We start from the raw sequence: 13,770 nt of genomic DNA, 5'->3' as shown, positions 1-13,770 counted from the left end.
ATTTCCATGAACCAGACCAGCACGGGCATCGGCTCGAACATCTACGTCAACCTGCCCATCCAGGACGTGGCGGCCGCGAGGACGTTCTGGACCGCGGTGGGGGTGCGCATCTCGGAGGACTACTCCGATGAGAACGCGCTCTCGCTCTCCTTCAGCCCCCATGTCACCGTGATGCTGCTGACCCGGGACTTCTACGCCAGCTTCCTCAATGGCAAGCCGGTGGCGGACACCCAGGCCGCCAACGGCGCGATCATTGCCCTGGACGCAGCGGCTCAGGAGAACGTGGACCCCTTCGTGGACGCCGCCCTGGCCGCCGGTGCCACCGAGGTTCCGCCGAGTGACCCGAACCCCGCGCAGGAGATGGTGGAGGCCGGCCTGATGTACGGGCGCACCTTCACGGATCCGGACGGCCACCAATGGGAGATCCTCTGGATGTCCTCGGAGATGCCCGCCGGCTGAACGGCCGCCCGGGCGAGGCCGGATTCGGAGCACATGACATGCTGACAACAACCGTGGCCCGCCACCACACTAGGTCCGTGAAAGACCAGCGCGGAGAGCACGTGGCCGCGGCACAGCGGGCCGCCCGGTTCATTGCCACCCATGCCACCGAACCCATCACGGTCGCGGACATGGCCGATGCCGCTGGCTACAGCCAGTTCCATTTCACCCGGATGTTCGCCCAGCAGCTGCGCGTCACCCCCAACCGCTTTCTCGCCGGAGTCCGGTTCCACCGGGCCAAGGAACTGCTCCTGACGGGGGACCACTCCGTGGTGGACATCTGCCATGAAGTGGGGTTCTCCTCCCCCGGCACGTTCACCCGCCGCTTCCGTGACGCGGTGGGCGTGGCCCCCTCGGAGCTGCGCCGCCTCGCGGACACCCTCACCACCACCACATTGGCCCCGTTCGCCGTGCTACCGCCCGGCGTCTCGGAGGCCGACCTGACCGACGGAGTCCCGAATCCCGCCACTGGCCAGCTCGGGACCGTTCACGGCACCGTCCACCTGCCGCCGCACCTACGCGGCGGCCCAGGCCTGGAAGCGCTGGTCTGGATCGGCTTCTACCCGGCCCCGTCCCCTGCCGGCCTGCCGGTGACCGGCGTCCTCCGCCTCGGCGAGGGCTCGTTCCGGTTGCCCCTGGTGGCCTCCGCACCGTGGCTGCTGGCCACGGCCGTGCCGGCCACCGCGGAACCGGTGGAGCACCTGGCCAACCCTCGCCCCGCCGTCGGCATCCATCCACAGCCGCTCACGGCCTCCGCAACGGTCACCCTGGGCCTGCACTTCGCGGCCCCGTGGCAGTTCCCCATGCTCAGCGCGCTGCCGTCGCTGATGCCCCCGCACCGCTCACGGGACTGAACCATCCGATCCCGGTGAGGCCAACCGGCCCCGCCACCCTCCGCCGTCACCAGGAGTCCGCCATGACCGAGAACACCAACACCGCCGCCAGTTCCGCTCACACCGCCTTCGCCGCCGGGTCACCCGTCTGGGTGGACCTCGGTGTCCCGGACCTCGCTGCCGTCCAGGGTTTCTATCAGGCCCTGTTCGGCTGGGAGTTCGAGGACATGGGACCGGACTTCGCGAACTATCACATGATCACCCACCACGGCGCGTCCGTGGGCGGTGCCATGTCCCAGATGGAGTCAGACGCCGATCAGCCCGCCGCGTGGACCATCTACCTCAAGAGCGATGACATTGAGCAGTCCCTGACGGATACCGCCGCCGCGGGCGGCAGCGTGATCGTCCCTGCCATGCCGATGCCCGGCCTCGGCTCGATGGGGGTCGTGATCACGCCCGGTGGTGAGGGTATGGGCATCTGGCAGGCGGATGGGTTCGAGGGGTTCGTCCTGGACGGCACCGTCGGCGCCCCGGTCTGGTTCGAGGTCATGAGCTTCGACTTTGACGCCGATGCCGAGTACTACCGCACCGTCTGGGGATGGGAACCGACCCTGTTGGGCGACGACGGGAATGCCGGGGATGGGGCCGGGGGCGGGCGCTACGCCAACAACCACCCCGGTGGGGCCGCAACGGCCGGACTGTGCGATGCCCCGCGCGACTGGTTCCCCGAGGGCACCGACTCCTTCTGGCGCCCGTACTTCATCGTCGAGAACGCGGACGCCGCCGCGGACCTGGTCCGGGCGCAGGGCGGAAGCGTGCTGGACGGCCCGATGGACACGCCCTTCGGCCGCCTGGCCACCGTGGCCGACCCGGCCGGGGCCACCTTCCAGATCTCGGAGCTGCCAGCCGGATAGCGGGCTCACGTGGTGGGGGTGTTCGGCAGAGTGTCCGGCGCACCTGCGGCGATCTGCCTCAGCCGATCGGTGTAGCCGGCCCACCAGTCCTCCGGGGCACCGTCTCCCTCGCCGGGGAGGTTGGAGTTGCCGGGGGCCAGGCCGGCGGCACCGTCGAGCAGTTCCCGCACGATGTCCGCGTGCCCCAGGTGCCGCTGGTACTCGGCCACCATGTGCACCAGCAGCCGGCCGAGCGTCACCGTCCCGTTCGTCCACCACGGCACGTGCCCGACGGCGGCCAGGTCCAGTTCCGCGATCGCCGCGTCCGACGCGGTGGCGCAGCGGTCCGCGAGCCCGAAGACCCACTCCGCCGATTCCTCGGCCGTGGCGTACATGTCCGCGTTGGGCTCCGAGTCGTCATCGAACCACGGCATCTCGATCCCCGAGGGCCGGCCGAAGCAGCCGGTGAAGTAGTCGACCTCCACCGAGGCGACGTGCTTGAGGACCCCCAGCAGGTTCGTGCCGGTGGGGGTCATGGGCGTGCGGAGCTGGCGCTCGGTGAGCCCCTCGAGCTTCCAGCGCAGGTCACGCCGGGCGGTCTTCAGGTACCAGTGCAGGACGGCCTTCACGCCGCCGTCCTCCGCGGAGCCGCTGGGCGGCCGGGCGGGTGCTGAGCGGGGGCCGGCGGGTGGGGCGGGAGGTTCGCTGGGCATGCCGGCCATGGTGGCATCCCCACCGGGCCGGCCGCCATCCCCGGTGGGTGGTGCGTGGGGTGCGCCAGGATGGCATGACGCCGGATGAATCCGCCGGGGGCGACTCGCCTACGATTGACGTGTCAATCTCGAGTGAAGGTGCATATCCCTATGGCCGATGCCCGGCTGTCCCCCGTTTCCCGCCGTCGCGGAGTCCGCCTGGCCACCGGTGCGGCGGTGCTCACGCTCCTGCTCGCGGCCTGCGGCGGCGGTGAGAGCGGCTCCGGGAACGGTGATGCCGGTGCGGGAGAGCCCGTGGAGGGCGGCACCCTCGTCTACGCCACCGGGGACGCCGAACCGACCTGCCTGGACCCGCACGTGGGCGGCAACTACCCGCAGGCGCTGCTGAGCACCCAGTACCTCGAGCCCCTCGTCGGGCGGGACGCGGAGGGGAAGATCCAGCCCTGGCTGGCCACGGACTGGGCGGTCAGCGAGGACGGCCTCACCTGGGACCTGACCCTGGCCGAGGACATCACCTTCACCGACGGCACGCCACTGGACGCCGAGGCCGTGCAGGCGAACATCGAGCACCTGCAGGACCCGGACACCGCCTCCTCCACCGGTTTCCTCGCCGTCCAGAAGATCGCCGAGGTCGAACCCGTGGACGCCACCCACGTGCGCTTCCACCTCAGCGAACCCGACTCCGCGCTGCTGGAGTCACTGAGCATGCAGTGGACCGCCATGCAGTCCCCCGCCGGGATCGATCGGGGCATGGAGGAGAACTGCGCAGCCCCGATCGGCACCGGCCCCTTCACCGTGAGCGAGTGGATCCCCCAGCAGCACGTGATCCTCGAGCGCAACGAGGAGTACACCTCCCACGGGCCGGAGGCGGAGCACGACGGCGCCGCGCACCTCGAGCGCATCGAGTGGCGGTTCCTTCCGGACCCGGCCACCCGCTGGGCAGCCCTGCAGTCCGGTGAGGTCCACGTCATCGACAACCCGGAGCCGGAGGCGATCGTGGCCGCCGAGAACGGCGCGGCCGGCGACCAGGTCAGCCACCTGGACGCGCCCCGGCCCGGCTCCGTGAACCGGATCGAGCTCAACTCCGGGCAGGCACCGTTCGACGACGAGCGGGTGCGCGAGGCGTTCATCCGCTCCACGGACGTGGACCCGGGGATCGAGGCGCTCTACCAGGGCGTGGCCACCCGCTCCCACTCGCCGCTGTCCAGCGCCGAGCCGATGGCCTACAGCGATCCCTCCCTCTTCGGCACCGACCGCCAGGCCGCGGAGCGGCTCCTGGACGAGGCCGGCTGGGACGAGACCGACGCCGAGGGATACCGCGTCAAGGACGGCGAGCGCCTGACCGTGCGCTTCCCGGTGAGCACCAATCAGTCCGTGGCCGCCGAGCAGGCGCTCTTCGAGCAGATCCAGGCCAACACCCGCGAGGTGGGTTTCGAGGTCATCCTCACGCCGCTGGACCTGTCCGCCTGGTACGGCGCCCTGGCCGCGCCGGAGGACGGCGGCGAGAACCGGTATGAGGCGGTCAGCGCCCCGTACACCAAGGTCGGTCCGGACGTGTTGCGGACCCTCTACCACTCCGCCGGCACCGAACCCGCGCCGTCCGGCTACTTCGCCAACCTCTCCCAGGTCACGGATGAGGAGCTGGACGCCACGCTGGAGGAGGCCGCCCGGATCACCGACCCGGACCAGCGGGCCGCGCTGTACGAGCAGGCGCAGCGGACGGTGCTGGAGGGCTACTACATCCTGCCGCTGTACGACCAGCAGAACCACTTCCTCACCCGTGGGGTGAGCGGCGTGACGACCCTCGGCACGGTGGCCACGCCCACCTTCATCAACGCCCATCTCACGCAGCCGTGATCCCGTGAGTCGGGGCCGGACGGACACGGCATGAGGGCCGTGCTGCGCTGGCTGCTCGGCCGCCTCGCCGCGGCGGCCCTGGTGGCCTGGGTGGTCGCCACCGTGGTGTTCTTCGCCCTGCGGGCCGCAGGCGGGGACCCCTCCGAGGCGATCCTCGGAGGCCCCGGCTCCCAGGCGAGTGAGGAGTCGATGGCCCGGGTGCGGCAGGAGTACTCCCTCGACGAGCCGCTCCTGGTGCAGTACCTGCTGCAGCTGGCCCGGACCGTCACATTCCAGCTCGGCGACTCCTACGCGCGGCGCCTGCCCGTCTCCGAGCTCATCGGGGACCAGCTGCCCGGGACCCTCGCCCTGGCCGGCCTCGGTCTCGTGCTCGCCTGGGCGCTCGCGCTGGCGGTCGCCACCCTGGCGGTGCGCGCCCGCGGCCCGTTGGCCCGCCGGGCGGTGGGCCTGCTGCGCGGCGGCGAGGTGGTCGCCTCCGTGATGCCGCACTTCTGGCTGGGCGCCGTGCTGATCGCGGTCTTCGCCGGCGGGCTGGGCTGGCTGCCGGCCACGAGCAGCGACAACTCCCTGCGTTCCCTCCTCCTGCCCGCCGTGACGCTGGCCGTCCCGGTGGCCGGATTCCTCGGGCAGGTGATGCGGGATGGTCTGGAGGAGGCGCACGCCGCGCCCTTCGCGACGACGGCCCGCACCCGGGGTGCCTCGGAGCGGCGGGTGCTGTGGGTCCACTCGCTGCGCCATGCCGCACTGCCGGCGATCGCGCTGTCCGGGTGGGCCTTCGGCTCGCTGCTCTCCGGGGCCGTCGTGGTGGAGACCCTCTTCGGCCGGCCGGGCCTGGGCCGCCTGCTGATCGACGCCACTCATGCCCGGGACGTGCCGCTCGTGATCGGCGTGGTGCTCGTCATCGCCCTGGGCTACGTGGTGGTCATGTCCGTGGCGGACCTGCTCGAGCGGGTGGTCGACCCCCGGCTGCGCGGCCGCGTCGAGGCCGTGCGGACGGCACCCGCGGGCGAGGTGGTCTCGTGAGCGGGCCGCAGGCTGCCGGCCAGACGGCGGGCCGGGACGGCGCCGTCGGCGGGAGGCTGAGGTACCGGATGAATCACTGGATGAGGCACTGGGCCGCGAACCTGGGACTGGGCGGGATGGTGAGCGCCGGCGTCGTGCTCCTGGTGGTGCTGGCCGCGCTGCTCCCGGGGCTGCTCGCCCCCGGTGACCCCGCGGCGGTCGCTCCGGCGCAGGCCTATCAGCCGCCGGGGCCGGGCGCGGTCTTCGGCACGGACGCCTCCGGGCGGGACGTCTACACGCGTGTGGTGCATGGAGCGGGCCAGTCGCTGGGGGTCGGGGCAGCCGCCACGGCGATCGGGCTGGGCCTCGGGCTGCTGCTCGGTTTCAGCGCAGCCCTCGGTCCGCGCTGGCTCGACGGTGCGCTCAGCCGGGTCATCGAGGTGCTCTTCGCGCTGCCCAGCCTCGTGCTCGCCCTGCTGCTGGTCTCGGTGCTCGGCGCGGGCGTGGGGCCCTCGGTGCTCGCCGTGGGCCTGGCCACCGCCCCCGGCTACGCCCGCATCCTGCGCGCCCGCGCCCGGTCGGTGGTGCACAGTCCCTACGTCACCGCCGCCCGGCTGGAGGGGGTGTCCGCTCCGGTGGCGTTCCTGCGCCACGTGGTGCCCAACACCCTGTGGCCGCTGATCGCCGTGGGGACCCTGGGGATCGGGCAGGCGATCGTATGGGTCTCCGCCCTGAGCTACCTGGGCCTCGGCGCGCTGCCACCCTCCCCCGAGTGGGGGGCCATGCTCAACGCCGGCCGGCTGCACATCACCAGCTCCTGGTGGCTCACCGTGGCACCGGGGCTGGCGATCACGGCGGCCGCCGCCGCACTGACGATGCTCGGCCGGCGGCTCAGCGCGGTGGCGCCGGCATGAGCGCGGGCGAGAAGACGAGCGGGGACACGGGCCCGATCCTGGACGTCGCCGGGCTCACCGTCGCCTTCCCGGGTGTCGGCGAGGTGCTGCGGGGAGTGGACCTGCACCTGGAGCCGGGGCGCTGCCTGGCCGTGGTCGGCGGGTCCGGGGCCGGCAAGTCCGTGCTGGCGCGCAGCCTGGTCGGGCTGGCCGGGGAGGGCGGCGCACCGGCCGCGGTGGCCGCCGAGCGGTTCACGGTGGCCGGGCAGGACCTGGCGAGGGCGGACGCCCGGCGGTGGCGGCGGCTGCGAGGCGCCGAGGTGGGATTCGTGCTGCAGGACGCCCTGCAGTCGCTCGACCCGCTGCGCACCGTGGGCGCCGAGGTGGGCGAGTCCCTGCAACTGCGCGGGACCCGCCGGCCGGAACGCAGCCGCCGGGTGCTGCAGGCCCTGGCCCACGCCGGACTGGACGAGCCGGAGACGCGGGCCGCCCAGCGTTCCGGGGAGCTGTCCGGCGGGATGCGGCAGCGCGCGCTCATCGCCTCGGCGATCGTCTCCGAGCCGCGGCTGCTGATCACGGACGAGCCGACCACCGCCCTGGACGCCACGGTGGCCCGGGGCGTGCTCGAACTGCTCGGGCGTCTGCGGGACGAGGGGACGGCCGTGCTGCTCGTGACCCACGACCTCGGCGCGGTGGCGCGGCTGGCCGACGACGTGGTGGTGCTGGACGGCGGCCGCGTGGTCGAATCCGGCAGCGCGGACGAGGTGCTGGGCCAGCCGGCCCACCCCGTCACCCGGGCGCTCGTGGCCGCCGTCCCGCGGGGTCCGGGACGGCGGACGCAGGCACCGGGCCCACCGCCGGAGGACGTGCCGGAGGTGCTGCGCGCCTCGGGGCTGCGTCGGCGCTACCGGCTGCCCGGCGGCGGAACGGTGGACGCCCTCGACGGCGTGGACCTGACCGTGCGCCGCGGCCAGGCGCTCGGGGTGGTCGGGGAGTCCGGCAGCGGGAAGTCCACGCTGGCGCGGATTCTCGTGGCCGCCGAGCGGGCGGACGCCGGCCGCGTGGAGCTGGCCGGCGAGCCGTGGAGCGAACTGCCCGAACGGCACCGCCGGTCACGGCGGCACCTGGTCCGGCTGGTCCCCCAGGACCCGCTGGGCTCCTTCGACCCGCGCTGGGACGGCGGAAGGATCCTCCGCACGGCGCTGCGCCTGTCCGGCAGCGCCCGCACGCCCACGGAGCTGCTGGAGCTCGTCCGGCTGCCCGCCTCCGCCCTGCACCGAAGTCCCCGCTCGCTCTCCGGCGGCCAGCGGCAGCGGCTGGCGATCGCCCGGGCCCTGGCCGCCGCGCCCGCCGTGCTCGTGCTGGATGAGCCGGTCTCCGCTCTGGACGTCACGGTGCAGGCCTCAATCCTGGAGACCCTGGCCGACCTGCAGGAGCGCACCGGCACGGCCCTGGTGCTGATTTCCCACGATCTCGCGGTCATCCGCCAGGTCTGTGACACGGTCGCCGTCATGCACCGCGGACTGATCGTGGAGCAGGGACCCGTGGAACAGGTCTGGGCCCACCCGAACGCCCCGTTCACCCGCGCACTGCTGGAGGCACGGCCACCCCTGCCGTGAATCGGGCTGGCGCCCCGAGTCGGTAGACTCAGGGGCCGTCCGGCCGTCGTGCGGCCTACAGCCACCCCGGAGGTCCACCACCCCATGTCCCGTGCCGATGACTCCGCCGGCCCGACCGCCGGTCCCACCGCCGGCCCGACCGCGCTGAACCGACCCGGCGACCCAGCCGACCACCCGACTCCAGACTCGGCCCCAGACTCCGGCGGACCGGCAGTCCCGGCCGAGCGGCCGACGTCGTTGCTGGGCAACCTGGTCCGCGGGGCGCTGATCGGCGCGGTGGAGACGGTCCCGGGCGTCTCCGGCGGCACGGTGGCGCTCGTGGTGGGGATCTATCACCACATCATCGACTCCGCGGCGCACGTGATCTCCGCGGTCCGCCGGCTCATCACCGGCCCGGACCGGCGGGCCGGCGCCGCCGAGCACCTGCGCCTGGTCCACTGGCGGGTGGTCGTCCCCGTGGGGCTCGCCATGGTGCTGGCCGTGTTCACGGTGGCCGGGCCCATGGCCGACGCCATGGAGAACCACCCCGTGATGATGCGCGCGCTGTTCTTCGGCATGGTGCTGGCCTCCGTGGCCGTGCCGTTCCGGATGATGCTGCAGGGCCTGGCCACCGAGCGGTTCCGGCGCGTCGCCGTGGGCCGGGACCCCGCGGAGGTCCGTCTGCGGCCGATCCACCTGATCGGCGGGCTGGCCGCCGCAGCGGCCACCTTCCTGCTGGTCTCCCTGCCGCCGGCCTCGGTCGAGGCCCATCCGCTGGTGCTGGTGCCCGCGGCCATGGTTGCCGTCTCCGCCCTCGTGCTGCCGGGACTCTCCGGCTCGTTCCTGCTGCTGACGTTCGGCCTCTACGAGCCCACGCTGCGCGCCGTGGACGAGCTCGACCTCGCCTACCTGGGCGTCTTCGCCCTCGGCATGGCACTGGGCATGGTGGTGGTGGTGAAGCTGCTCAAGTGGCTGCTGGACCACCACCACACCATCACCCTGGCCCTGCTGACCGGCGTCATGATCGGTGGGCTGCGGACCCTCTGGCCCTGGCAGGATGAGGCGCGGGCGCTCTTCACCCCCGGGGACGACGCCGGCCCGGCCGCCCTGCTGGCCCTGGCCGGTTTCGCGGTGGTCGCCCTCCTGCTGGTGGTGGACGCCCGGGTGCAGCGGCGGTTCCTGCGCGAGCACGACGCGCACGCCGGCGCCGTGAGGGGCTGAGCCGGGGCGACCGCCAGCCGCGGACCGTCGCGGCCGGCGGTCGCGGTCAGAACGGCCGGCGGTCCTTGAGGTGTTCGAAGACGGCCACCAGGAGCGGGGCTATCCCGTGCCCGGCAGGGGCCTGGGGCGCGGCCGGGTCCATCCAGACCAGTTCCTCGATCTCGGCGTCTGGCGTGGGGACCTCATTGCGGGCCAGCGGGCGTAGCAGGGCGAAGACCTCCGAGTGCAGCTGCTGGCCGTTTTCGTTCGCCGCCGGGGTGTCCCATGCGCCGAGGTACTCCAGGTCCTCCGGGGGCACCGCCAGGCCGGTCTCCTCAGCCAGTTCGCGGAGGGCGGTGTCCAGCGGTGCCTCGTCCGCCTGGTGCTTGCCCCCCGGGAACATGAACATGGAGGTGCCGACCTTGCGTACCGTCAGCACCTTGCCGTCCGGACGGTACAGAACCACCGCGGCCACCTCGATCGGCTGGGTGGCGCTGGATCCGTCCGGAACTGAGTTCTGCATCCCCCCATCTTCTCGCGGCCACTGCGAAAAGGTTGAAGATGTCAGCGAGGGCGTGTTGTACCCGGCGGTAGCCGCCGGGACAGTGGCGCGGACAGGGCGGGACGAGCCCTGCCGCCGAGGGCCGCGGAGTGTCAGGCCTCGTCGTAGAGGCGGAACGCCAGGGTCCCGTGGGTGACCGCCGCGCCCGCTCCCAGGGCGGCGGCGATCATGCTCGCCTCGGCGATCTGGGCCTTGGTGGCACCGGCCTTCTTCGCCTGGGTCACGTGGACCTGGATGCAGTACGGGCACTGGGAGGAGATCGCGACACCCACGGCGATGAGCTCGCGGTGCAGGAGGTCGATCGCCCCGCCCTCCCGGCCGATGCTCCCGTCGAACTTGGCATAGGCGGCGAACTCGGGGCCGGCCAGTTCCTTGTACTCGCCCAGCCGGTCGAGGTCTTCTGGGGAGTGGTAATGGGTCGTCATGGGGATGGTCCTTCCGATCGGTCGAGGGGTAGGTCCCGGTGGGCGTCATGCTCTCACGGGGCAGGAAGCGCGGTCTACCGGCCGGTCTACATCCGGACAGTGCCCTCGAGCACCGTGACGCAGTCCCCGCCCACCCAGATGGTCCCCGGGTCCGTGGCGTCCTGCTCCACATGGACCCGCCCGGCGCGTTGCAGGGCGGTGCCCTGCGCGGCCACATACCGGGCCGGCAGTCGCCCCGCGCCGATCAGCCACTGGGCCAGCCCCGCGTTGAGGCTGCCCGTCACCGGGTCCTCCGGGATGCCCAGGCCGGGGACGAAGGCACGGACCTCGACGTCGGCCGGGGCCGCCCCGGACCGGTGCGGTCCCACGAGGCCGATCTTCAGTTCCGACCCGGCCTGCGGGGCGGCCCGGAGCACGGCTTCGGCATCGGTCAGCAGCAGGCCCATCCAGCCGGGGCCGTTGTCCACCCAGGACGCGTCCACCAGGTCGTCCGGTTCCAGCCCGGCCTCGGTCAGGGCGCGCTCCACGTCTGCGGGGTCCACCGGACCGGAGCGCACCAGGGGCGGGGCGGCGAAGGCGAGGCGGCCGGCGTCGTGCGCCGGTGAGTCCTGATGCCCCCGGCGGAGCGTGATCAGGCCCGCCGCGCACTCCTGGACCACCCGGCCCTCGGCAGCCGGGCGGCCGCCGGCGGCCAGCCAGGCGTGCGCCGAGCCGAGCGTGGGATGCCCGGCGAAGGGCAGCTCGCCGCCCGGGGTGAAGATGCGCAGCCGGTAGTCGGCGGCGGGGTCCGTGGGGGTCAGCAGGAACGTGGTCTCGGAGAGGTTGGTCCACCGGGCGAAGGCAGCCATCTGCCCCTCGGAGACCTCGTCCGCCGCGTGCACCACGGCCACCGGGTTGCCCGCCAGCGGCTCCGCGGAGAAGACGTTGACCTGGGAGAAGGGGCGCGTGGTGAGGTGTGGCGCGGGGGCCGCGGGCTGGTCCATGCGCCGAGTGTAGCTTCGGCTCGGACGACGCCGCGCCTCGTGGCCTAGGGTGGGACCGTGAACCACCTCTGGGAACTCATCCACACCGAACGCGCGGCACTCGCAGACGATCTGGCGGGCCTGGACGAGGAGCAGTGGCAGTTGCACACCCTGTCCACGGCGTGGACGGTGGAGCAGGCCGTGGCGCACCTGACGGCCGGGGCCTCGACCGGCTTCTGGGCGTGGATCCGCAGCATCGTGGGGGCGGGGTTCAATGCGGACAGGCACAACCAGCGGCGGCTCGAGGAGCGGCTGGGTCCCACCCCGGCGGGAACACTGGAGCAGTTCCGCGCCACGATCGACTCCACCGTCTCCCCCACCGGGACCTTGCCGGCCTGGCTGGGCGAGGTGGTCATCCACGGCGAGGACATCCGCGTGCCACTGGGCCTGCGCCGGACCTACCCGGACGAGGTCCTGGTGACGCTGCTCGAGTTCTTCGAGAAGTCGAACTTCACGGTGCCCTCCAAGGCACGGGCCCGCGGCCTGACCCTCGTGGCCCGGGACGTGGGCCACTGGGTGGGTGCCGGCCCGGAGGTGGAGGGCACCGCCCTGGACCTCATCATGGCCATGGCCGGGCGGCCCGTTCCCGCCGAGCGGTTCCGCGGGGCGGGAGCGCTCGACTTCGACGCCCGCGGCCACGAGCCCTCCCAGCGCCGCTGAGGGATCAGGCGTCCGAGACAGTGAACCGGGTGTTGCGGTAGGCCGGGTCCTGCAGCTCGTCGAGGATGCCCACGGCCATGGTGCCCGCGGTGGTGTGGGATCCCCCGTCCGCGGCGGTCAGCAACTCGTCCTGGCCCACCTGCGGCGTGGTGGCCTCGCCGGGGGTGAACATCATCTGCGGGGAGACCCCCACCCAGTCCACCGAGTCCACGGTGCGCAGGTATTCCAGCTGCTCCAGGGCCGCCTCCGGGATGCTGATCCAGGCCTCGGAGCCGGGGGCCCGCCGGATGTCCTCGATCGCGAGCCGACCGGTCTCCGGGTTGGTCAGGGAGCCTGCACCCAGTATGAACAGCAGCCGCGGGGACGCCTGATCGGAGGCCGGTGCCGCCTGCACCAGCTGGCGCGTCAGGTCGTTGTGGGTGTGGGCCTGGCCCGGCGAGGTGCCGAGGGCATCCACCACCGCGTCAAAGCCGGCCAGGTCCGCGGCGGTCAGGTCGAAGGCGTCCTTCTCCACGACGGCGGCCCCGGACCCCAGCAGCTCCCTCGCCTTCGCGGCGTTGCGGACGAGCGCCACGACCTCCTCGCCGCGGCGCACGGCCTCGCGGTAGATCTCCTGGCCGGCCATGCCGGTGGCTCCGATGATGCCGATCTTCATGTTGTGCTCCTCGTGGTTGATCCGTCAATCATCAAGCGGAACAGCGCGGCAGCGGGATCTCTTCCCGGCACGCGGAAAACGGACCGGGATCACCCGAAGGCCAGTGAACCGGCAATGAAGACCATGATCGAGCCGACCACGAGGTCCACGATCTTCCACGTGCGCGGGGTGTCCAACAGTGGGGCCAAGGCGCGGACGCCGAAGCCCAGGGTCAGGAACCAGAGGGCCGAACCGGTCAGGGCGCCGCCGGCGAAGACCCACTTCTCGGCCCCGTAAGAGTTGGCCAGGGTGCCCAGCATGACCACCGTGTCCAGGATCGCGTGCGGGTTCAGCAGGGACACGGACAGCGCGGTCAGCACCACGGTCCACACAGGGCTCAGGGCCCGCTGCCGCTCGCCGGAGCGGTCCATCCGCACGGACAGCCGCTGCCGGTCCGAGACCACGGCCAGGGTGCCGGTCGCCGGCCCTCCTGCGGTCCCTGTCCCGCGCCCGACGCCGGCTCCGGCACCCACCAGCGCGGGCTCGCCCCCGGGTGCGCGACCCTCGCCCGCGTCGTCGGCGCCGTCGGCACCCGGCCGCGCGCCGTCGTGCTCGGCGTCTGCCTCATCCCCCTCATCCGCAGCCACGGCCATGGACTGCCGCGCGCTGAAGGCGGAGCGGAAGGATGAGTACGCGAACCAGAGCAGGTAGGCCACGCCGCCCCACTTGAGGACCTCCAGCAGCCACGGGGCGTTCTCGGTGATCACACCGACCCCGGCCGTCCCGGCCGTGATCAGCACGATGTCTCCCACCAGGCAGACGGCGAGGGCCAGCAGGAGCCGGTCGCGTCGGATGGCCTGGCGCATGATGAACAGGCTCTGGGCGCCGATGGCCACGATGAGGGCGAGGCAGGTCAACAGACCGGTTAGGAAGATCGTCACGAAGCCACGGTAGGACGGGGCAGACCATCCGCTCCACCT

Annotated in this window: 15 protein-coding genes; 9 read left to right on the top strand and 6 right to left on the bottom strand. The window is 72.8% G+C overall.

The features are described from left to right. Positions 1–6 precede the first annotated feature (6 nt). The 3 genes from BOSE125_RS14545 (at position 7) to BOSE125_RS14535 (ending at position 2,245) form a co-directional block, all read left to right on the top strand. Positions 7–459, top strand: a complete 453-nt coding sequence (locus BOSE125_RS14545) for a VOC family protein (RefSeq protein WP_159553678.1) — start codon at positions 7–9, stop codon at positions 457–459. 77 nt (positions 460–536) lie between these two features. Further along, positions 537–1,352, top strand: coding sequence for a helix-turn-helix transcriptional regulator (locus BOSE125_RS14540; protein WP_159553676.1), 816 nt, complete (start codon positions 537–539; stop codon positions 1,350–1,352). Between the two features lie 62 nt (positions 1,353–1,414). Next, positions 1,415–2,245, top strand: coding sequence for a VOC family protein (locus tag BOSE125_RS14535; RefSeq protein ID WP_159553674.1), 831 nt, complete (start codon positions 1,415–1,417; stop codon positions 2,243–2,245). Positions 2,246–2,250: 5 nt separating this feature from the next. Here BOSE125_RS14535 and BOSE125_RS14530 read toward each other — a convergent pair whose 3' ends face one another. Beyond that, complete coding sequence (locus tag BOSE125_RS14530) at positions 2,251–2,937, bottom strand: DinB family protein (protein WP_159553672.1); 687 nt, start codon at positions 2,935–2,937, stop codon at positions 2,251–2,253. A 150-nt stretch (positions 2,938–3,087) separates the two neighbouring features. Here BOSE125_RS14530 and BOSE125_RS14525 point away from each other — a divergent pair, with 150 nt between their 5' ends. The 5 genes from BOSE125_RS14525 (at position 3,088) to BOSE125_RS14505 (ending at position 9,508) form a co-directional block, all read left to right on the top strand. Then, a complete protein-coding gene (locus BOSE125_RS14525) occupies positions 3,088–4,794 on the top strand; it encodes an ABC transporter substrate-binding protein (RefSeq protein WP_159553670.1) in 1,707 nt (568 codons plus the stop codon). A gap of 30 nt (positions 4,795–4,824) precedes the next feature. Continuing rightward, positions 4,825–5,817, top strand: coding sequence for an ABC transporter permease (locus tag BOSE125_RS14520; protein ID WP_159553668.1), 993 nt, complete (start codon positions 4,825–4,827; stop codon positions 5,815–5,817). After that, entirely contained in the window at positions 5,814–6,710 is an 897-nt protein-coding gene (locus BOSE125_RS14515; RefSeq protein WP_371300605.1) for an ABC transporter permease, read from the top strand. Before BOSE125_RS14520 ends, BOSE125_RS14515 begins: the two co-directional genes overlap by 4 nt. Next, the gene (locus BOSE125_RS14510) at positions 6,707–8,308 is read left to right on the top strand and encodes an ABC transporter ATP-binding protein (protein ID WP_159553666.1); all 1,602 of its coding nucleotides are present in this window, start codon (positions 6,707–6,709) and stop codon (positions 8,306–8,308) included. Before BOSE125_RS14515 ends, BOSE125_RS14510 begins: the two co-directional genes overlap by 4 nt. Positions 8,309–8,392: 84 nt before the next feature. Further along, entirely contained in the window at positions 8,393–9,508 is a 1,116-nt protein-coding gene (locus BOSE125_RS14505; protein WP_159553664.1) for a DUF368 domain-containing protein, read from the top strand. A 46-nt stretch (positions 9,509–9,554) separates the two neighbouring features. Here BOSE125_RS14505 and BOSE125_RS14500 read toward each other — a convergent pair whose 3' ends face one another. From BOSE125_RS14500 to BOSE125_RS14490, 3 genes are all read right to left on the bottom strand, one after another. Then, the gene (locus BOSE125_RS14500; protein ID WP_159553662.1) at positions 9,555–10,010 is read right to left on the bottom strand and encodes an NUDIX domain-containing protein; all 456 of its coding nucleotides are present in this window, start codon (positions 10,008–10,010) and stop codon (positions 9,555–9,557) included. A gap of 131 nt (positions 10,011–10,141) precedes the next feature. Then, entirely contained in the window at positions 10,142–10,474 is a 333-nt protein-coding gene (locus BOSE125_RS14495) for a carboxymuconolactone decarboxylase family protein (RefSeq protein WP_159553660.1), read from the bottom strand. A gap of 86 nt (positions 10,475–10,560) precedes the next feature. After that, positions 10,561–11,457 (bottom strand): PhzF family phenazine biosynthesis protein, encoded by an 897-nt coding sequence (locus BOSE125_RS14490; protein ID WP_159553658.1) that lies wholly within the window; start codon positions 11,455–11,457, stop codon positions 10,561–10,563. 57 nt (positions 11,458–11,514) lie between these two features. Between BOSE125_RS14490 and BOSE125_RS14485 the strand changes: the two genes are divergently transcribed. Continuing rightward, entirely contained in the window at positions 11,515–12,156 is a 642-nt protein-coding gene (locus BOSE125_RS14485) for a maleylpyruvate isomerase family mycothiol-dependent enzyme (protein WP_159553656.1), read from the top strand. 4 nt (positions 12,157–12,160) lie between these two features. Here BOSE125_RS14485 and BOSE125_RS14480 read toward each other — a convergent pair whose 3' ends face one another. Both BOSE125_RS14480 and BOSE125_RS14475 read right to left on the bottom strand, forming a co-directional pair. Beyond that, complete coding sequence (locus BOSE125_RS14480) at positions 12,161–12,811, bottom strand: NAD(P)-dependent oxidoreductase (RefSeq protein ID WP_159553654.1); 651 nt, start codon at positions 12,809–12,811, stop codon at positions 12,161–12,163. Positions 12,812–12,900: 89 nt separating this feature from the next. Next, positions 12,901–13,731, bottom strand: coding sequence for a LysE/ArgO family amino acid transporter (locus BOSE125_RS14475; RefSeq protein ID WP_159553652.1), 831 nt, complete (start codon positions 13,729–13,731; stop codon positions 12,901–12,903). Positions 13,732–13,770: the final 39 nt, after the last annotated feature.

The sequence above is a fragment of the Citricoccus sp. K5 genome, assembly GCF_902506195.1.
In the GTDB taxonomy this organism is placed as follows: Bacteria; Actinomycetota; Actinomycetes; order Actinomycetales; family Micrococcaceae; genus Citricoccus.
This window is presented reverse-complemented; position numbering and strand designations above follow the sequence as displayed.